The sequence below is a fragment of the Bacillus sp. PSXD-155 genome (genome assembly GCF_049310765.1).
GTDB classification, from domain to species: domain Bacteria; phylum Bacillota; class Bacilli; order Bacillales; family Bacillaceae_G; genus Bacillus_A; species Bacillus_A cereus.
On record NZ_JBMOWC010000031.1, the window covers coordinates 1 to 20,955 of the forward strand.

A 20,955-nucleotide genomic window follows, 5' to 3' on the forward strand; every position below is an offset into this window, starting at 1 on the left:
GCGGGTCCATCCATAAGTGACAGCCGAAGCCGCCTTTCAATTTCGAACCATGCAGTTCAAAATGTTATCCGGTATTAGCCCCGGTTTCCCGGAGTTATCCCAGTCTTATGGGCAGGTTACCCACGTGTTACTCACCCGTCCGCCGCTAACTTCTTGAGAGCAAGCTCTCAATCCATTCGCTCGACTTGCATGTATTAGGCACGCCGCCAGCGTTCATCCTGAGCCAGGATCAAACTCTCCAATAAAGTTAGTTTGTCTAGCATCTAAAAATAAAAATTGACGTTTCACGTTGTTTGTTTCGTTCAGTTTTCAAAGAACTTGTCCGCCGCTTCAGAAGCGACTTCATCATATTAACATCTTCATTTTTCGATGTCAACTAAGTTTTTAAATTTCTTTTTTGTCGTTTTCTGCGTTTCCGCATCAGCGACGTTTATTAATATACCATCATGATTTTTAAATAACAAGTGTTTTTTATAAAAAACAAAAAAAATTTATCTATCCTACTTTCTTCTATAGAAAGAATTATTATCCTTCCTACTAAAAATAGTTATTCTGATTGTATACTACTACACTTCATTCAACCAAATTGCATTTCACAATACCTTCCCAGGTTTTCATTCTCTTCTATATTAAAGTTTATAATAATTATCCTTCTATAGAATAACGATATAACTTAGCCGTAAGAAAAAATCCCATCCACATTAAACAATTCCAATGCAAATATAAACTTAAGAATATTGTTAGAATTTTTTTACATTTAATTAATGAAAAATATCCATTTTTTGTTATATAGTAAGAAAGGATGTACTCAACTATAAATAAACCAATGGAGGAATTATTTTATGGATAGGTTAACAAAGTTTTCATTAAAAAACCGAGCTGCCATTATCATCATGATTTTTCTCATTTCCATACTCGGTGTTTATTCCGGCTCTAAATTACCTATGGAATTTTTACCAAGTATCGACAATCCAGCAATTACCGTCACAACCTTATCTCAAGGACTCGACGCTGAAACGATGACAAAGGATGTAACTGATCCTCTCGAAAAACAATTTCGCAATTTAGAACACGTCGACACCATTACTTCTTCTACATACGAGGGATTATCACGTATCGACATTGCGTATACATCAAAAGCAAACATGAAAGATGCAGCACGCGAAGTCGAAAAAGCCGTCAATACAATTAAATTACCTAAAGATGTAACCAAGCCCGTAGTTAGTCAACTAAACACTTCTATGATTCCACTCGCCCAAATTACTATCCAGAAACAAAACGGGTTTTCAAAAGCAGATGAAAAACAAATTGAAAAAGAAATCGTACCACAACTCGAAAACATTGATGGTGTTGCTAATGTTATGTTTTTCGGAAAATCCACCTCTGAATTATCTATCGTACTTGATCCGAACCAATTAAAAAACAAAAACGTAACATCACAGCAGGTACTCACTGTTTTACAAGGAAAAGAAACTTCTACTCCAGCTGGGGCAATTACTGTTAATCAGGAAGAATACAACCTCCGCGTCATTGGGGACATAAAAAATGTAAATGACATTAAAAACATCACTGTGGTACCCCAAGTGAAATTGCAAGACATTGCTCAAATCGAAATCAAACAACACTACGATACAATCTCACATATAAACGGAGAAGAAGGCACTGGATTAATCATCATGAAAGAACCGAGCAAAAATGCAGTTGCAATTGGAAAAGAGATTGATAAAAAAGTTAAAGAGATAAATAAGGAATATAAAGATCAGTTTTCCATTAAACTTTTAGCCTCAACCCATGAACAAGTTGAAAATGCTGTTACTAGCATGGGAAAAGAAGTAATACTTGGAGCAATCGCTGCAACTCTAATTATCTTAATCTTTTTACGTAACTTCCGAACAACACTCATCGCTGTTGTCAGTATTCCATTATCTATTTTATTAACACTCTTTTTACTACATCAATCTAACATCACACTTAACATTTTAACCCTTGGTGGTTTAGCTGTTGCGGTTGGACGTCTCGTCGATGATAGTATCGTTGTCATCGAGAATATTTTCCGCCGTTTACAAAAAGATTCTTTCTCTAAAAATATTATTCTTGATGCAACGAAAGAAGTTGCCGTCGCAATTACTTCTTCTACTTTAACAACGGTCGCTGTTTTTTTACCTATCGGCCTCGTATCGGGAGCAATCGGAAAATTAATGTTACCTATGGTATTAGCAGTTGTATATTCTATTCTATCATCCTTAATCGTTGCACTCACAGTCGTTCCACTTATGGCTTTTTTACTACTCAAAAAAACAAAGCATCGAAAGCCAAGTTCTTCATCACGATATGTCGCTACGTTAAAGTGGTCTCTTTCTCATAAATTCATTATTCTACTTACTGCATTTTTATTATTTGCAGGATCAATTGCAGCCTATATATTACTACCGAAAGCAAACATAAAATCTGAGGACGACACAATGTTATCTATTAACATGACATTTCCAGCCGATTATAATGCTGAAGCTCAAAAACAAAAAGCATTTGATTTCGAAAAGAAATTACTTTCTAATTCAGATGTAACAGACGTTATTTTACGAATGGGATCTAGCGCAGAAGATGCACAATGGGGGCAAACAACTAAAAATAACCTTGCTAGTATATTTGTAGTCTTTAAAAAAGGTTCTGATATTGATCAATATATTAAAGAGTTAAAAAAGGAAAATAAAACTTTTGAGCCTGCTGAACTTGATTATATAAAAACAAGTTATTCAAGCTCTGGCGGCGGCAACAACTTACAATTTAACGTAACAGCTACTAACGAAGCGGATTTAAAAGAGGCGGCTACTATCGTCGAAACAAAACTAAAAAGCATGGATGATCTTTCTAAAGTAAAAACGAATTTAGAAGACTCTAAGAAAGAATGGCAAATTCATATTGATCAAACAAAGGCTGAACAACTAGGTTTAACACCAGAAATAGCTGCGCAACAAGTAGCATTCCTTATGAAGAAGTCACCTATTGGCGAAATTACAATTAATAATGAAAAAACTACTATTATGATAGAACATAAAAAGGAAAACATTAGTAAACAAGAAGATATTTTAAATATAAACATACTATCACCTACTAATGGACCAATTCCTTTAAAAGACATCGCAACTATTTCAGAAAAACAAACGCAAACAGAAATTTTCCATAAAGACGGAAAAGAAACAATTCAAATTACCGCCGAAGCTTCAAATGAAGATTTGAGTAAAGTAAACACAGCAGTAAATAAAGCGATAACCGACTTAGATTTACCTAGCGGTTCAAAAGTAAATATCGCAGGAGCTACTGAATCTATGCAAGAGAATTTTACAGATTTATTCAAAATTATGGGGATTGCAATCGGGATTGTATATTTAATTATGGTTATCACCTTCGGCCAAGCACGCGCTCCTTTTGCAATCCTATTCTCCTTACCGTTAGCTGCTGTCGGTGGTATTTTAGGATTAATCATCTCAAGAACACCTGTTGATATAAATTCCTTGATTGGCGCATTAATGTTAATCGGGATTGTTGTTACAAACGCTATTGTATTAATAGAAAGAGTCCAACAAAATCGGGAACACGGAATGGAAACTAGAGAAGCCTTACTTGAAGCAGGTTCTACTAGACTACGCCCAATTATTATGACAGCTATTACAACAATCGTCGCTATGCTCCCACTCCTATTTGGCCAATCCCAAGCAGGAAGTATGGTATCAAAAAGTTTAGCCGTCGTTGTCATCGGCGGTTTGGCAGTCTCGACTGTTCTTACATTAGTAGTCGTTCCAGTTATGTATGAACTATTAGATAAAATCGGGAGAAAAAGACGCTCCCGTAGGAAAATAAGCACTTCTACAGAAACACCTGATATTTAAAAACAAAAGACGTTATCTTCACAAATGAAGATAACGTCTTTTCTCTACTTAGTCATATAATCCATCATTTTTTCCACATATTGCTCTATAGGTTTACTAGAATCCACAATAAGGTATTCATTATTTAAAGGTCTTTGACTACCATTTAACCACTTTTCAAAACCTACTTCCGACTCCACCTTTTCAATTTGACTGATCATACGCTTACGTGTTTGCAGTCTCCTATTAATCTCTTCCATATCATTAAGATAACACTCAATATATTTATATTTCACACCATGTTTAGTTGATAATTTAATTCCTTTTTCAACCATTCCCTCATATAAACACGGACTATCCAATATAACACTATGCCCTTGTTCTAAATAAGAATCAATCAATACCCATTCGGCATCATACGCAAGCCCACCAACAATCGTTGATTCAATTCCTTTTACTTTTAATGATTTTAACAACGCGGATTTCAAAACATCATGATCTATAATTACAGCACCTGTTAATTTCGCTATATACTTAGAAACTGTCGATTTTCCTGACCCAGGAAAACCTGACATTTGCAGAAAAAACAAATTAAAACTCCTCTCTAAATTACATCTGTTCTTCTTTATAATTAACCACAAATTCAACAATCATTACATCCATTCCTTCTATATTAAAATACAAAAGAACCCCCTACTTATAAATAGAGAGTTCTTCTTTATAATTTATGCCGCTTTTACCTTTTTCGTTGCTTTACTTTTTCTTTTCGTTCCTGTAAAGCGCTTGTGTAATATAGATGCTATCAAGCGTGAAATAACATTGAATAGTAATACCATAATAATTAATACAGCTGCAGATTTTGTCGCAATCAACTTCGCATCTGGAATAACTCCTTCAGAATTTAATTTCCAAATGTGAACCGCTAATGTTTCAGCTGGTCTAAACGGATTTAAAGGATGCGCAGGACTTGAGAAATCCGCTGCTGAATTTAAAATCGGGGATGTTAAACCCGCTGTGTAAATTAATGCTGCCGCTTCCCCAAATATACGACCCGCCGCTAAAATAATCCCTGTAATAATTTGTGGTAATGACGATGGGATAATAATACGAGCGATTGTTTGCCACTTCGTTGCACCTAATCCAAGACTTGCCTCTTTTACATTATGAGGAACTTCTGAAATCGCATTTTCACAAACACGCGTTAAACCTGGTAAATTTAAAATAGTTAAAGCAAGAGCACCACCCATTACTGTGTATCCCCAACCTGTCATTGTAACGAACACTAACAAACCAAATAAACCAACAACAATAGAAGGTAAAGACGCCATCGTCTCTATACATAGACGAACAAAATTTAAAAAACGTCCTTGTTTTGCGTACTCTGCTAAATATATTCCAGCACCTAATCCAAGAGGAATAGATATAATAAGCGTTATAACAAGCATGTAGAAGGAATTGAATAACTGCGGACCAATCCCACCACCAGCTCTTGTATTGCTTGGTTCTCCAAACAAGAAATTAGGATCCCAAAATCCCCATCCCTTTTGTAAAATCTCAAATACTAAGAACACTAGCAAAGCTACAACTAAAGCCGCAACCGCATAAAAGATACCTGTCCAAACTTTATTTACCGTTCTTGCATTCATTATTATCGCTCACCTCTTTGCCCAATCGCTCGAATTACTAAAATAAACAGGAATGAAATAACAAGTAAAATCATCGCTAAAGTCCATAGCGCATTGTTCCAAGCAGTTCCGTTCAATGTATTCGTCATGTCCATTGTTAAAATACCAGTTAACGTCGCTGTCGGACTATATATTCCTTCTGGTAATTTAATCGTATTCCCGATTACCATTTGAACCGCTAACGCTTCACCGAAAGCACGCGCTAAGCCTAAAACAACACCTGTTAAAATCCCTTTTTTCGCAGCAGGAACAATCACTCGGCTAATCGCTTGCCATTTCGTTGATCCTAGACCATAAGAAGCTTCTAAATAATCAAATGGAACAGAACGTATTGCATCAGAAGCGATACTAGCAATAGTAGGTAAAATCATAATACTTAATACAACAATACCTGCAATTAAACTAAAGCCTACTCCCCCAAACGAATCACGTAATAGTGGTACTAAAATCGTAACACCTAATAATCCGTATACAACCGAAGGAATACCAACTAACAATTCTAGAACAGGCTTCAACACTTTATTTCCAAACTTTGGCGAAATTAAATTCATGAATATAGCAAGAGCTATAGCAATTGGTGCACTAATAATAACCGCACCTAACGAAACCACCGTTGAACCTACAATGAAAATTAAAGCCCCGAAGGATCCTTGATCAGCATTTGGATTCCATTTTGTCGATGTTAACATCTCAGTAAACGAGATACCACTTTGTGTAAAAGATTGAATACCTTTACCACAAATAAACGCAATAATAGCTAATGTAATTAAAACAATAAAAATACCACAAAACGTAACAAGTGATCTTCCTATATATTCACTTTTTACGTAATTAATTTGTTTTTTCCCCTTCATCACAGGACAGACCCCACTTCACAGATTGAAATGAACAGGACTGGCCTTGCAGCCAGCCCCATAAAACTTTATTACTTATTTAATTTAGACATTGGAATGTAGCCCATATCTTCTACTTGCTTTTCAAAGTCTTTACCTTTTACATAATCGATGTAAGCTTTTGTTGCTTCTTTCGCTTCACCTTTTGTTACCATATACTCGTAAGACCAGAATGGATATTTACCAGACGCAATGTTTTCAACTTTCGGTTCAGCACCATCAATTTTCACTGTTTGTAGTGCACCTTTTTTATCTCCAACCATGTAAGACATCGCTAAATAACTTACTGAACCTGGAGTAGAATTGATAGCTTGCTCTACTGCACCGTTAGAATCTTGTGTTGTACCAGTTCCATCATTAATTTTCGCGTCTTTCATAATCGTTTTTTCAAATGTAGCACGTGTACCAGATGAAGCCGGACGATTAATTACGTTGATTTTTTCATCTTTTCCGCCTACTTCTTTCCAGTTTGTTACTTTTCCAGTGAAGATATCTTGTACTTGTTGCACTGTTAAGTTATCAACTTTTACATCTTTATTTACGACAAGAGCGAATGCAATACCCGCTACCTTGTTATCTACTAATTCTTTCGCCTTTTCAGCATCTTTTATTTTATCTCCAGACGGAACATCTGAATTACCAATTTGTACTGCACCAGATGCTACTTGGTTAATCCCAGTTCCACTACCGCCACCTTGAACTTGAATAGAAACTTTTGAATTTTTCTCCATGAATTTCTTTCCAGCTTCCTCCGCAAGAGGTAGAAGAGCTGTAGAACCAGCTGCTGCAATCGTACCTGATAATTCTTGTTTTGTATTATCGCTTCCTTTAGCAGTTTCTTTACTAGTTGTATCTTCTGCTTTCCCACACCCAACTAATGCTCCTGCTACCACTAAAGCTGCTAAAGAAAATTTAATACCTTTTTTCATAACCATGTCTTGTACCCCCATTTGGATTATCACTTTTCGAATTCATTTTCTTTCGAACACAAATTCATTGTAGGACAACAATATTATGTGAGTGTTAAGCAATTTTTAATTTTAAGTAAATGACGATAATCATCCTCAAAAGCTAGGAATCCCAACATTTGTAGTTAAAGAAGCAAACAAAAACCACACTAACTATGCTGTAATGTAAATTTATTCTTAACAATGTAAATTCAATGTAAATGTTTTTCTCTCTTTTTCCCTTTTAGTTAAAGTTACATTTACAATTCCGCTGTATTTTGTAACTTTTTCACGCCTAATTTATGCACATTAAAAAGAATTTCAGTAATATTTTTTAGTACAACTAAATAAATTGGAACAATTCTAAAATTAAATGAATATTTTTAAAGTACTAATTGACAGCATCATCCAATGTAGTCTACTATATTACTAACAAAAAGTTTACCTAAGGAAACTTTTTAAACTAACACTAAAAATATAGAGAAGAGGTAACTTTTATGGTATCGGCTAATACTAAACCCCTTTCCGAGTTTAAAACAGGGGAGTTTGTACAAATTGAGAAGATACAATTAGAAGGAACTATGAAACGACGTTTATTAGATTTGGGATTTATCCCAGGGGCAACGATTAAAGTATTGCAACGCAGTCCACTTGGAGATCCGGTCGCTTATCAAGTGAGCAACACAACTATTGCACTGCGCAAAGAAGAAAGCTCCCTTATTTTCGGGGTATTAATAGGAGATGATTTCAGATGAGCAAACATCGTATTGCTTTAGCTGGTAACCCGAATACCGGGAAAAGTACATTATTTAATACTTTAACAGGTTTAAAACAACATACTGGAAACTGGACGGGAAAAACTGTTTTAAAAGCTGAAGGAGAATATGAACATAACGGAAGTAATTATACATTAATAGATTTACCTGGAACTTACTCACTATACTCAAATTCCGCAGACGAAGAAGTAGCGAGGGATTATATTATATTCGAAAAACCAGAAGTAACTGTAGTTGTCATAGACGCAACTGCTATGGAAAGAAATTTAAATTTAGCACTCCAGGTGATGGAGATGACAAATAATGTAGTCATTTGCATTAACTTAATTGATGAAGCCGAGAAAAAAGGGATTGTTATCGATGAAAAGAAATTAGCAAAATCACTTGGTGTACCTGTCGTTAAAATTTCAGCACGTAACCGAGTAGGTATTGGTCATTTGCTAAATGTTATTGCAAAAGTAGCAAATAAAAAACTAATTCCAACACCAATTAAAATTACTTACAGCGAAAAAATCGAAAATATGATTCAGGAATTAGAACCACAAATTTATAAAGTGTTCGGTGATACGTATCCAGCACGTTGGATTGCGTTACGTATATTAGATGGAGATAAAAATTTCTTAACTACACTTCAAAAACACCATAATGAACCACTTGTAAGGGAGGTCGTAATTAATGGAATCTCACTCAGCCAGTAAAGCTCTTCCATTAGACTATATTATTCAACATGCACAAACACTTTCAAAAGAAGATATACGAGATGATATAGTCGGAGATATTTACCGAACATCTGCAAGCATATGTAAAGAATCTGTCCAATATACAAATACTGATAAATTATATCGTTCCGAAAAACTAGATAAAATTTTCACATCTCCAATCTGGGGATTCCCAATTATGCTCGGTATTTTATCTATTATTTTTTATCTTACAATTGCAGGCGCTAACGTACCATCTGATATGATTGCCGAATTCTTCGGATGGGCCGAAGGATATTTAACATCTTGGTTCCAAGCAGCGCATGCACCTGAATGGTTACATGGCATTTTAATACTTGGTTTGTTCCGTGGTATCGGTGCTGTTATTAGCGTTATGTTACCACCTATGGCAATCTTTTTCCCTATGTTCGCGCTATTAGAAAACTACGGATACTTACCACGTGTCGCGTTTAATATGGACCGCTTATTCAAACGATCCGGCGCACACGGGAAACAATCTTTAACAATGGCAATGGGATTTGGTTGTAATGCAGCAGCCATTATGTCAACACGTATCATTGAATCACCACGTGAACGTATGCTAGCAATTTTAACGAACAACTTCGTTCCTTGTAACGGTCGCTGGCCTATGTTAATTTTAATGGCTTCACTATTTATGGCTGCTGGTTATACAGGCAGTATGCAAACATTGGTTACTGCTGGCGTTGTAGTTGGAATGGTTGTAATTGGTGTTATTATGACATTAACTGTTTCTTGGGTACTATCAAAAACAGCCTTAAAAGGGGTTCCAACTCACTACACACTGGAGTTACCTCCGTACCGCAAGCCAAAAGTTTGGAATACAATTGTTCGCGCAACACTCGATAAATCAATCTACGTTTTAAAACGAGCTATAGTTGTTGCTGCCCCTGCAGCTGCATTAACTTGGTTACTTGCTAATATTTTTATCGGTGACACAAGCTTACTTATGTATTTTGTAAATTTCCTAGATCCATTTGCTAAAATGTTAGGACTTGACGGGTTTATTCTAGCTGCATTCATTCTTGGACTACCCGCTAATGAAATTGTAATCCCAATTTTATTAATGTCTTACTTATCAACTGGGGCTTTAACTGAAATAGATGATTTTAATCAAATTAAAAATCTATTCCTAGAAAATGGTTGGACTTGGTTAACAGCGTTAAACACAATGTTGTTCTCACTTCTTCATTTCCCGTGTGGAACAACACTGGTTAACATATACAAAGAAACAAAAAGTGCAAAATGGACATTCTTATCGTTTGCAATCCCTACCGTTATCGCCATTGTTGTTACATTCCTCTCTACACAATTGGTACATTGGTTAGGGCTTGTATAAAACAAAGCATACATAGAAGGCATCCCCCTTCACATATGCTTTGCCCGAAAGAAACCTGAAAATCATTCAGGTTTCTTTTTTTGTACATCAGTATTCCACGGCTGCGCTCCATACGTTGTGAGTTTTTTATGAATGAAATAAATAGCCCCCGGCAGCACCGCCATTAATATCGTGCAACTAATTCCTAATCCAGTAAACAACTTTCATCACCTTATTTCACTCTTTTCGGTAAAGCTGAACCTGAATGTTCAATTGTTGGATGAACGTGAACAGTAATTTCAGCATTACTAAAGTAATTTTCGCCTTGATCCCAATTCTTACTTATTTTTGTCCATTCTTTATAATTATGTCTCTTATACACTTCCCCTAACTCTAATACATCTACCTTATATTTTTTTTGAACAAGCTTAATCGATTTTTGAATACGCTCCTCCATTTCTTCCGATATATCCTTCTCTAAACGCTTTTCATTCAAAACCTTTTTATGATCACTAAAGTGCAACTCAGCTATTGTACCTTCCAGAAATAAATGAATATTAAATTTCGGTTTTGTAGCATTCGTTGTGGATACTTTAATTTTTCGACGTAACTTATGAATTTCATATGTAATAAGTTGATTCTTTTTACGGATGGTAAAAAAACCTCCAATTTTTTTACCTATTATATAATTCATCCCTAATGTTTCTTCCCCACTCAAATTGCCTACACACTTATTATCCTTTCCACGAAACAATGCTGCACCGTTCATTTGTACTCCTTGCTTTGTTAGTTCCAGAATAGGCAATACAAAACTTCGGTTAGAGATCATCTTTTCCTGCACCTCACCAATTCTTGCAGCCTCAATCATTTGGGCATTTTTCGGAGGGTGTTCAGCTAACATATCAATATACTGCGCCGGTAAATTTTCAGGCTTGGCACTTTGTTTTAAAATAGCTTCGGCATTTTTATTAGAAACGAACAAACGAATATTTCTTCTCATCTCATGATCGCGAATATATACATCTAACGTATTTTGTAAAATGTATGGATGTGAAAGTAATTCTTCAGAGAAAATAATCACCTGTATATGAGGGAAAAATAATGTACGACTAATTTTTTTTGCGATTATTCTTATTTGTTCAAATACACTATCTGCTTTTGCACTAACATTAATATAATTTTCGCTATCCCCACCCCCTTGTCCGCCCTGTTGAGACAATTTACTAGGGAGTACCATCTGATAGGTCCCTTTCATAATTGGATTCGCTTTCTTCTCCTTCACGATATCGTAAGCCGCTCCTACTACAAATCCTCTTTCTTCTATCTCTTCTAACTCAGAACACCCACTCATAAATCCAGTTAAAGCCATAACCATTATAATTTTAAGAAGGTGTTTCATTGCCACCATTCCTTCTTTTTATTTTATATATAATTAAAACGAGCAAAGGAGCTAACACAACAAACCCCATATCTATCCAAGCTAAATAAGTCCCATAACTTGATAAAGTATTCAAACTACTAGGTATCATATTCACCATAAAAATAATAGGGGCACTTACGAAAATAAAAATATGTTTCTTCACTTTCGGAAACATAGCACAAAACAATAAAGATGCGACGTCATAATACATTGCTGTAGTGTTATAAATTGTAATAATCCAAGTCGTAAAAAAAATCGCATCAAACCTTTCTAAAAATCCTCCCCCAATTTCAATTTCTTTCCCTAATTCAATTGTTGGATATGTCAATCCACGTGTTGTCATATAAGTAAAAACGCTAATACAAGTTACATAAATTAAAATGTATGACAGTACGTTTACCATCACCGCTTTCGCGACTGCCATTGGCGCTTTTTTCGCTGTCTTATCATTTAGCAACACCGCATAAAATAAAGCTACTTCAAATCCAATAAACGTAAAAATAGAATTTTTAACTCCAACAGCATATTGACTTACTTTCGTTTGAAAAGCTGGTAGTAAATTATTTATTTCCATTAAATTTATATTCAATAAAGAAAGAAGTACTATCGCAATTAAAACAATAGGTAAGAATAAAACATTTAACCTTAATAAGGCTGCTCTTGATCCTGCTATTCCATAAATAACAACTAATAAGAAGAAGAAAGACAGTAGTTGTATCGGTGTATCACTAAATAAATACGTTTGAGAAATAACTGAAATCATTCGCGATTCATATGCTGTCAAAGCAGCAAACGTTAATACTAAAATACTACTAATTGTGTATGCAACAGGCTTCGTCAAATGCGCACTCGTATATTGAACAAAATTTTGTTTCGGAAATAAGATAGCCACTCTCGTCACAAACCAACCTAAAACTGCGCAGATCAATCCACCCAAAAGCAAGATAATCCAACCGTCCGAAAATAAAGTTTGGTTAGCGATATCTCTTGGCATAGACAATGCCCCTATACCAATAATGGTCGATGATACCGCAAACCCAATTTCCCGAGATCCAATCTCTTCATCGCCATACTCAAATGGTTTCACTTATTTTCGCTCCTTTGGACGTATTGTAGAATCTTTTGTTTGTAAGTACTCTGGTCTATCTTTCAACATCGATTTTGGCATGCGAATAAATTCTTCTTTCCAATCTTTATAAAATGCAGGAGCAATTGGAGTTGTATACGGTATACCAACACTTGTTAAATTTGTAATATGAATAGCAAGTGCGATCAGAGCTAGAATGATCCCATACAACCCAAAAGCCGTTGCAGCTAATACAAAGACGAAAAGTAAAATTCGGAACGTAATCGTAATACTATATACAGGAAGCGAAAACGTAGCAATCGCAGTAACCGCAATAATAATAACTAAAAACGGATTTACAATCCCTGCATTTACCGCAGCTTCTCCAATTACAAGACCTCCTACAATCCCTATCGTTTGTCCCATCGGTTTCGGCAATCGGATTCCAGCTTCTCGTATTAATTCCATAGTCAAGGCCATCATTAACGTTTCAATATATGCTGGAAATGGAACACCTTCCCTCGCACCTGCAATTGAATAAGCCAGTTTAGAAGGAATAAGTCCTTGATGATAAGATACAAGTGCTACATACATAGCTGGTAACAAAACCGCAATTATACCTGAACCCATACGTAAAAATCTTAATAACGTTCCAATCACCCAGCGCTCGTAATGATCTTCTACAGATTGAAAAATATCAACAAACACAAGTGGTGCAATAAGAGCAAACGGGGATCCATCTACTAAAATGGCCGCTTTCCCTTTCGCTAATGAGGCTATAATATTATCAGGCCTCTCTGTATTCAAAAACTGTGGAAATGGGGATAAATTATTATCCTGAATTAATTGTTCAATCGTACCTGTTTCCAAAACGACATCTGTCACTATTGATTGAAGACGGCGATCTAACTCTTTTACAATGTGAGGATTAATAATATCCTCTATATATACTAGGGTTACTTCTTTCTGCGATCGCTTCCCCATAATATAAGATTGGAACCTCAACTTTGGATCACGTAAACCGCGTCGGATTAACATTTTATTCACATTAATATCTTCATTTAATCCAACTCTCGGTCCGCGTATTAAATCTTCTGTCACTGGTGGTTCTAAACTTCTCTTCTCCCAAGCTCTACTATTAATAACGATAGCGGTTTGAATATTATCAATTAATATAACTGTATCTCCCGCTAATATCGCATTCATAATATCTGGAAACTTCTTCTTTACACCCACTTCTGCGATAGAAATAAAACGATCCAATAACGTTTGAACAACAGCTTCCTCATTTATAATTTCTTCGTATTGCAGTGTGCGAATGACATATTTATAAACATTATCCTTATCTGTCAATCCACATAAAAACACAACCGCACAACGTGTAAAACTCCCAGCAAGAGCAACTTCTCTAATTGTTAAATCATTAGGTGAACCTAACTCATCCCTAATTTCTTTCATAACTTCAAATAAGTTACCTTCAAGCTCTAACAATTTCCCCACCTAACTTCCTTTTCAACAAGTTTTTAGTTAGATTCCGCTAATAGAAGAAAATATATACAAAAAAGAGCTATCTCTTTGCAAAGATAGCTCCAATAAACGAATTACTTTTCTACTATTGTAGTGTTTTTCTTTATAAATACACCTTTTGTAAATCCACTAACTACAAACATCACAATCATATTAATTAACAATGCGACTATGCCCACATTCAAATCTTTTATATACTGCGGAAAACTCGGAAACATCGTAGCTATAGTTGAGCCAGATAAGGTAATATATGCGACCACTAATAGCCCAACTCCCATTCCTGCAATCGCTCCTTGCTTCGTAACAATTTGGCGTGGAAACAAGCTACATACAAGTGCAGGGAAAAGTTGCGTAACGATACTGTACCCCATTAAGAGAAGCGCTCCTATTGTTTCCCCTCCTTTAAATGTAAATAAAACTGCCACGAGCGTTACTACAGGCACAAATAATTTTGCCATCTTAGCAACTTGTCTATCTGAAGCAGATGGAACAATCGTTCGATAAATATTTTTTGCTAACAGTGTAGAAGCCGCCATAACAAGCATAGAGCCTGGAACCAATGCCGTTAATACTCCCGCACTACCAATAATCCCAATAAACCAAGGATCAAAAGTTTGTAAAGCAAGACGGACTAACGAAAGATCTACATCCGCTCCCTTTAACCCAGGAACTTGCAATATAGCAGCAAACCCTGCGAAAAATACGAAGAGTAACACTAAAGAATACAATGGCATAATTGCTGCATTTTTACGAAATACTTTTTCATTTTTTGCAGAAAAAGCAGAAGCAAATGTATGAGGCCACATATAGAAACCGAGGGCCGTTAATATAATAGTAGAAACAAACCAAGAAATACTCATTCCTTCTTCAGGTAAAGATAAAAATCCTGGTTTCGCTGCTTCTACAGCTTCAAACATCGGCTGAAATCCTCCATAATAATGATACGGTAAATATATACCTAAAAACATAACGATAAACAGTATCATAATATCCTTCAAAGCAGCCGTCCAAGCTGAACCGTGTATACCTGAAACCATTACATATATAGTTATAACAATGGCACCAATCCAAACCGCAACAACAGGTGATACCCTTCCGTAAGACGCTTCTGAAACGATAATTCCCAGTCCCTTTAACTGTAAAACAAGATATGGGATGATGGAAACAACACCAACAATTGAAACAATAAGTCCAAGCGCCTTACTTCTGTATTTCTTCGCAAAAAAATCCGACTGCGAAACAAGGTTATGCTCTTTTGCATACTTCCAAATCGGTGGTAATAAAAAATACGATAAAAGATAAGCTAAAGCGCCATAGCCTAAAATATAAAAGGTAGGTGCGCCTTTACTATATGCCCAGCCGCTTCCTCCTAAAAATGTAAACGTCGTATAAATTTCACCTGCCATAAGGAGAAAAACAAAAATAGTGCCAAACCCTCTTCCTCCAACTGACCATTGCTCTAAATTCATATCTTTTCCATGTTGTGCCCGAATCCCTAAAAATAGTGCGAGAAACAAAAATAAAATAATAATAAGTAATGCAGTCATTTTACATCCTCCTTATTAGCAGGATCAAACACGTACACAAGCCCCATACAAAGAGATGTAATAAACACTGATAATAATACCCAAAATAATAAAAAGGGCATCCCTAATACGTAAGGAGTAACCGAATTCGCAAATATTGGCCCAACTACTAAACAAAGAACTGGAATAAGCGCTAGGATGTGTATTTTCTTCATCTCATTCTCCTTTACTTATAAAATTCATAATGGCTGATACAAAGACTTCCACTCCAATCGGTAATGCATCTTCGTCAATCGTAAAACGAGGGTGATGGTGAGGATATATAATACCTTTCTCTTTATTTCCCGCTCCGATAAAAAAGAATGTCCCCGGTGCCTTTTGTAAAAACGCTGAAAAATCTTCTCCAGCCATCGTCGGCTGTAAACGAACAACTCTATCCCTTCCATAAAGTTGTAATGCCGTTTGTTCAATAAGATCTGTAGCTTCGTAGTCATTTACAACTGGTCGATATCCATATTCATATGAAAATGTATATTTCGCTCCGTAAGATTCCGTAATATACTTCACAATCCGCTCAATCTTCTTCTCTGTTTCACCTCGTAATTCATGTCTTAAACTTCTCACTGTCCCTTCAATCTCCGCTTGCTCTGGTATTACATTATGAGTTGTCCCCGCATGAAATTGTGTAACAGATATTACGAGAGAATCTAATGGATTCGTGAGGCGAGATACAATTTGCTGAAGTTGCGAAACGACTTGTGTTCCGATCGCAATACTATCCACCGTTTCATGAGGGATTCCAGCATGTCCACCTTTTCCCTCTATCTTAATTTTAAAAACATCTGGTGCAGCCATTGCAGGACCATAAATAACGCCTATTTTCCCAACCTCTAACGACGCCCAAAGGTGAGCACCAATAATATAATCCACACCTTCCATTACACCTGCAGCAACCATCTCCTCTGCACCACCAGGGAAATTTTCTTCAGCATGTTGGAATAGAAAACGAATCTCCCCTTTAATCTTCTCTCTTTCTTCTACTAACTTATGTACAACCCCAAGTAATATCGCTATATGTCCATCATGACCACATGCATGCATTACACCTTTATATGTAGAAATAAAATTAAACTCATTTTCTTCATGAATAGGAAGAGCATCCATATCGGCTCGAACCGCAACTGTTTTGCCCGGATGTTTACCTACTAACTTTGCCATCACACTATATTTAGTCGGCCGTGACACTTCTAAATATGGGAATTTCCGAAGTATATCGAACACAAACTGCGATGTTTTTTCTTCTTGAAAAGATAACTCTGGATACTTATGAAAATGCCTTCTCCACTCAACTAACTGATTTTTTGACAAAACAAATTCCTTTGCAACATCCATACCCCTTCACTCCTTCTTCACCAAGTTAAATGTTATTATAACGTGAATTGTTAACTTTTAAAAGAATCTTCTGAATTTTCCGCAATAATAATCCAAAAAGAAAAAGCCACCCAAAAGATGACTTTTTCATTATTATAAAATAGTAATTGCTTGTTTTCCCATTTGCTCCCAAGCTTTCTCAAATTCTGCTCGCGGAACAGCCAAACGCGGATTATTTTTAAGAGGATCATTTACATATACAAAGTTTTGATCATATCCAATTACTACTGCACTATGCTCATAATATGTAATTTTCACTTCACCTGAACTCGTATTCCATGTTTCAAAACTACTTTCAGCTAGCGGCTTAAACGTCGTATTAATAATGACCCATACCGGAGAACCAGAACTAATTACTTTATATATATCTTGCATGTCTCTACCTGTTAAATTAATTACTTTTTCAGGAACATATTTTTCTGCCAAATTAAAAATCGGTTGATTATATACACCATATCCAGGCTCTGCCTTTGTATAAATATTTCCAACAAACCCTTCGTAAGGATTTCCCCGTACGCCATTTTGTTCAAATGGAACGCGATGAATTTCGCTAGCAAGTTGCATCTTATCTACTTGTACACCTTTATATTGCAACAACATAGCTAAACTTGTCACTTCACATCCTCGAGGTAATTCTGGTAATTGTTTAATAAACGGAACATCCTCAATCATAGCTGCTTCTTTCATTTCAGATAGAAACTCTAAGCGTAGAACTTGCGCCTTTTGCATAATTTTATCTTTTCCTATAAAAAATGCAGCAGCAAGTATAATCCCAAAAACAAAAAGATATTTTAACTTTTTCATTATAAACAAAACTCCATTAATTATTATTTTACAGACACAACTCTTATCATTGTACCCTTCTTCTTACTAGTTTGCTAGAAAGATCATGTGAATTATCGTTCATAGAATTAATTGTAAAAATTCTAATTATTTTTAATAAAAAGAAAAATAAATATACATTTCCAGAATATTTTGCTAAAATCAAAATTGTTAACATGGTGAAGATATCACCATGTTAACAAACATTCTTAGAGTATTTAGTCATAGTTCGTTTTTTTACATACTCCATTCATTTTATAGTAAATAAACCGAGTGTGTGTTGCATCCCCCACTAATGATTAAAAACTCAGAATAAAACGAAGTTCACACATTCAAGAAAATACGGGGTGAGGGGCATATGAATCAACAAATTGAACAAACAGATTTAAAACGAACAATGAAAAGTAGACACCTATTTATGATTGCACTCGGTGGTGTTATCGGAACCGGGCTATTTATGGGATCTGGTCAAATTGTCCATAATGCCGGACCTGGTGGTGCTATTCTTGCATTTTTAGTCGGTGGATTTGTTATGTATTTAACGATGTTATGTCTTGGTGAATTATCCGTTGCTATGCCAGAAGCAGGTTCATTCCAAAGCTATGCAAGCAAATTCATTTCACCTGGTTTTGGATTTGTTGTCGGTTGGATGTATTGGCTAAATTGGGCTGTTACAGTTGGCGTAGAGTTAACAACTGTAAGTATTTTAATGAAACGCTGGTTTCCAGACGTTTCTTCATGGATTTGGTGCGTTACATTTGCAGCAGCGCTATTTCTCGTAAACGCTTTATCAGCAAAAGCATATGCAGAAGCAGAGTTTTGGTTCGCAAGTGTGAAAGTTGCAACAATTGTTATTTTCATCGTACTTGGTGGCGCTGTTATGTTCGGTCTACTAGACTTTAATGGAAAGCCAGCTCCGATGCTTCATAATTTCACTGAAAATGGCGGGCTATTTCCAAACGGTGCATTAGCTGTTCTTCTTACGATGATTACAGTAAATTACTCCTTCCAAGGAACAGAATTAATTGGAATCGCTTCAGGAGAAAGTGAAAATCCTGAAAAAACAATTCCAAAAGCAATCAAAAATACAATTTGGCGAACTCTCTTCTTCTTCGTCTTAGCGATATCAGTTGTTGTAGGTTTACTCCCGTGGCAAGAGGCTAATCTAGTCGAAAGTCCCTTTGTACTTGTATTTGATGTAGCCGGTGTCCCATATGCAGCAGACATTATGAACTTCGTTATTATTACAGCTGTATTATCCGTTGCTAACTCTGGTCTATACGCAAATTCTCGTATGCTGTGGGCGATGGCAAAACAAGGAATGGCAAGTCCAGCATTTACGAAATTAACTAAAAAAGGTGTACCGCTAAATGCATTAATTTTCAGCCTAATTTTCGCTAGCCTTTCCTTATTAACAAGTGTATTTGCGGCAGATACTGTCTTTCTAGTTTTAACATCTATTGCAGCGATGGCTGCTGTTGTCGTGTGGATGTCAATCGCCGCTTCACAGTTTTTCTTCCGTAGAAATTTCGTGAAAAATGGTGGCGACATAAATGATTTAAAATATCGTACACCGCTCTATCCGCTAGTTCCAATCGTAGCGTTCTCACTTAATTTCATTACATTTGTTAGTTTGGCTTTCATTCCAGATCAAAGAATTGCTCTTTATTGTGGCATTCCATTTATGATTATTTGTTACATTTTATACCAAGTTAAATATAAAAAAGTTGTCACACTTGAACAGCCACGAACTGTCACACAAGAAATAAACTAAATATACGAAATATTCAGCTATCTTTCTTATGATAAGATAGCTTTTTTCTATTTCTTGGATATCCTGGTATAACTTTATTTATCTTAAAATTTTCACAATCACGTTTTTCTCTGGAAAATAGTTTACAATGTAATCAAGTTACAAATGATATTCACCTTAAAAAGTGTGCATTTGTGTCTATTTTTTAACAATATATCAAAAACTATTGCCTTCTATAAATTAATAGGTTTATATTGTTTTATTGGCATAGTTTCAATCCAAGGAGAAAGGAGATTTTCAATCGTGCAACTAAAGAAAGCGTTTTGGAAGTTGGCTTCGCTTCTTCCGTTATCATTACTTCTGTTCCTCGGTGGCTGTGATAAAAAACTCGCAGTATTAAATCCGCAAGGACCTGTTGCAAAAGCACAGTATGATTTAATTGTTTGGTCATTCTTGCTTATGTCATTAATTATCGCAATTGTATTCATTCTGTTTACAGTCATCTTGATTCGTTATCGTGAAAAACCAGAGAATATGGACTATGAGCCACCTGAACAACACGGTAACACATTACTAGAAATTATTTGGACGCTTGTTCCTGTTATTATCGTTATCGCATTATCGATTCCAACAGTAAAAGCAACTTATGCTTCGGAAGAGGTTCCGAAAGAGTCCAAACATATTAAACCAGTTGAAATTTATGTTACATCTGCAAACTGGAAATGGTTATTCAGTTACCCAGAGGAAAAAATTGAAACCGTTAACTATTTAAACATCCCAGCTGGTGTACCAATTCAATTCAAACTGACTTCTGTCGGCCCAATGAATGCTTTCTGGGTACCAGAACTTGGTGGTATGAAGTACACAATGGATGGCATGATTATGGATCTTTATTTACAAGCTGACAAGCCAGGTTCTTACCTAGGCCGTAGTGCGAACTTCTCTGGTGAAGGATTCACACACATGGAGTTCGAAGTTGAAGCGAAAACTAAAGAGAAATATGACAAGTGGGTTAAAGAAGTACAAGAAACTGCTCCTAAACTAACAGAAGCTAAGTACAACGAAATTGTTAAACCTGGTGTAGTTGGTCGTATGACATTCTCTAGTCACCACTTAAGTTATGTAGATCCAAAATCACTTGAATATTGTGATTACAACTACTACAAAAACAAAAAATAATAGCTATTA

At 35.7% G+C, this 20,955-nt stretch carries 18 protein-coding genes and 1 rRNA gene; 6 read left to right on the forward strand and 13 right to left on the reverse strand.

What is annotated here, in order from left to right; genetic code table 11:
- A 16S ribosomal RNA gene (locus ACO6VI_RS24285) occupies window positions 1-245 on the reverse strand; the annotation flags it as partial.
- 597 nt (window positions 246-842) lie between these two features.
- On the opposite strand from ACO6VI_RS24285, the gene ACO6VI_RS24290 reads away from it, so the two are divergent.
- On the forward strand, window positions 843-3,887 hold the full coding sequence (locus tag ACO6VI_RS24290) for an efflux RND transporter permease subunit (RefSeq protein ID WP_078994566.1): 3,045 nt from the start codon (window positions 843-845) through the stop codon (window positions 3,885-3,887).
- Between the two features lie 44 nt (window positions 3,888-3,931).
- Here the strand turns inward: ACO6VI_RS24290 and ACO6VI_RS24295 are convergent, their stop codons facing one another.
- The 4 genes from ACO6VI_RS24295 to ACO6VI_RS24310 form a co-directional block, all read right to left on the reverse strand.
- Window positions 3,932-4,456 carry an AAA family ATPase gene (locus ACO6VI_RS24295; protein WP_063546482.1) on the reverse strand — a complete coding sequence of 175 codons (525 nt, stop codon included), beginning with the start codon at window positions 4,454-4,456 and terminating at the stop codon, window positions 3,932-3,934.
- Between the two features lie 135 nt (window positions 4,457-4,591).
- Window positions 4,592-5,512 carry a phosphate ABC transporter permease PstA gene (pstA, locus tag ACO6VI_RS24300; protein ID WP_000994139.1) on the reverse strand — a complete coding sequence of 307 codons (921 nt, stop codon included), beginning with the start codon at window positions 5,510-5,512 and terminating at the stop codon, window positions 4,592-4,594.
- A gap of 2 nt (window positions 5,513-5,514) precedes the next feature.
- Complete coding sequence (gene pstC / locus ACO6VI_RS24305) at window positions 5,515-6,405, reverse strand: phosphate ABC transporter permease subunit PstC (protein WP_000676676.1); 891 nt, start codon at window positions 6,403-6,405, stop codon at window positions 5,515-5,517.
- A gap of 71 nt (window positions 6,406-6,476) precedes the next feature.
- Complete coding sequence (locus ACO6VI_RS24310) at window positions 6,477-7,379, reverse strand: phosphate ABC transporter substrate-binding protein PstS family protein (protein ID WP_000245112.1); 903 nt, start codon at window positions 7,377-7,379, stop codon at window positions 6,477-6,479.
- Window positions 7,380-7,888: 509 nt separating this feature from the next.
- Here ACO6VI_RS24310 and ACO6VI_RS24315 point away from each other — a divergent pair.
- The 3 genes from ACO6VI_RS24315 to ACO6VI_RS24325 are packed head-to-tail and all read left to right on the forward strand — an operon-like array spanning window position 7,889 to window position 10,243.
- Entirely contained in the window at window positions 7,889-8,146 is a 258-nt protein-coding gene (locus ACO6VI_RS24315; RefSeq protein WP_000252989.1) for a FeoA family protein, read from the forward strand.
- Window positions 8,143-8,865, forward strand: coding sequence for a FeoB small GTPase domain-containing protein (locus tag ACO6VI_RS24320; protein WP_000033865.1), 723 nt, complete (start codon window positions 8,143-8,145; stop codon window positions 8,863-8,865). The genes ACO6VI_RS24315 and ACO6VI_RS24320 overlap by 4 nt, the downstream gene beginning before the upstream one ends.
- Window positions 8,843-10,243, forward strand: a complete 1,401-nt coding sequence (locus ACO6VI_RS24325) for a nucleoside recognition domain-containing protein (protein ID WP_000443602.1) — start codon at window positions 8,843-8,845, stop codon at window positions 10,241-10,243. The genes ACO6VI_RS24320 and ACO6VI_RS24325 overlap by 23 nt, the downstream gene beginning before the upstream one ends.
- Window positions 10,244-10,305: 62 nt before the next feature.
- On the opposite strand, the gene ACO6VI_RS24330 is transcribed toward ACO6VI_RS24325, so the two are convergent.
- The 8 genes from ACO6VI_RS24330 to ACO6VI_RS24365 form a co-directional block, all read right to left on the reverse strand.
- The gene (locus tag ACO6VI_RS24330) at window positions 10,306-10,443 is read right to left on the reverse strand and encodes a hypothetical protein (protein WP_000493991.1); all 138 of its coding nucleotides are present in this window, start codon (window positions 10,441-10,443) and stop codon (window positions 10,306-10,308) included.
- An 11-nt stretch (window positions 10,444-10,454) separates the two neighbouring features.
- Window positions 10,455-11,621, reverse strand: coding sequence for a spore germination protein GerLC (gerLC, locus tag ACO6VI_RS24335; protein WP_023521200.1), 1,167 nt, complete (start codon window positions 11,619-11,621; stop codon window positions 10,455-10,457).
- The gene (gerLB, locus tag ACO6VI_RS24340; RefSeq protein WP_000802006.1) at window positions 11,605-12,729 is read right to left on the reverse strand and encodes a spore germination protein GerLB; all 1,125 of its coding nucleotides are present in this window, start codon (window positions 12,727-12,729) and stop codon (window positions 11,605-11,607) included. The genes gerLC and gerLB overlap by 17 nt, the downstream gene beginning before the upstream one ends.
- The gene (gene gerLA / locus ACO6VI_RS24345) at window positions 12,730-14,208 is read right to left on the reverse strand and encodes a spore germination protein GerLA (protein ID WP_003269520.1); all 1,479 of its coding nucleotides are present in this window, start codon (window positions 14,206-14,208) and stop codon (window positions 12,730-12,732) included.
- A gap of 101 nt (window positions 14,209-14,309) precedes the next feature.
- Window positions 14,310-15,782 (reverse strand): sodium:solute symporter family protein, encoded by a 1,473-nt coding sequence (locus ACO6VI_RS24350; RefSeq protein ID WP_063546480.1) that lies wholly within the window; start codon window positions 15,780-15,782, stop codon window positions 14,310-14,312.
- Entirely contained in the window at window positions 15,779-15,976 is a 198-nt protein-coding gene (locus ACO6VI_RS24355) for a DUF3311 domain-containing protein (protein WP_000719836.1), read from the reverse strand. The genes ACO6VI_RS24350 and ACO6VI_RS24355 overlap by 4 nt, the downstream gene beginning before the upstream one ends.
- Window position 15,977: 1 nt before the next feature.
- A complete protein-coding gene (locus ACO6VI_RS24360) occupies window positions 15,978-17,153 on the reverse strand; it encodes an amidohydrolase (protein WP_000382087.1) in 1,176 nt (391 codons plus the stop codon).
- A gap of 132 nt (window positions 17,154-17,285) precedes the next feature.
- Window positions 17,286-17,996 (reverse strand): C39 family peptidase, encoded by a 711-nt coding sequence (locus ACO6VI_RS24365; RefSeq protein WP_000734491.1) that lies wholly within the window; start codon window positions 17,994-17,996, stop codon window positions 17,286-17,288.
- 376 nt (window positions 17,997-18,372) lie between these two features.
- Here ACO6VI_RS24365 and ACO6VI_RS24370 point away from each other — a divergent pair, with 376 nt between their 5' ends.
- Together ACO6VI_RS24370 and ACO6VI_RS24375 are read left to right on the forward strand one after the other, a co-directional pair.
- A complete protein-coding gene (locus ACO6VI_RS24370) occupies window positions 18,373-19,788 on the forward strand; it encodes an amino acid permease (protein ID WP_023521196.1) in 1,416 nt (471 codons plus the stop codon).
- 282 nt (window positions 19,789-20,070) lie between these two features.
- The gene (locus ACO6VI_RS24375; RefSeq protein WP_001176165.1) at window positions 20,071-20,946 is read left to right on the forward strand and encodes a cytochrome aa3 quinol oxidase subunit II; all 876 of its coding nucleotides are present in this window, start codon (window positions 20,071-20,073) and stop codon (window positions 20,944-20,946) included.
- Window positions 20,947-20,955 lie beyond the last annotated feature (9 nt).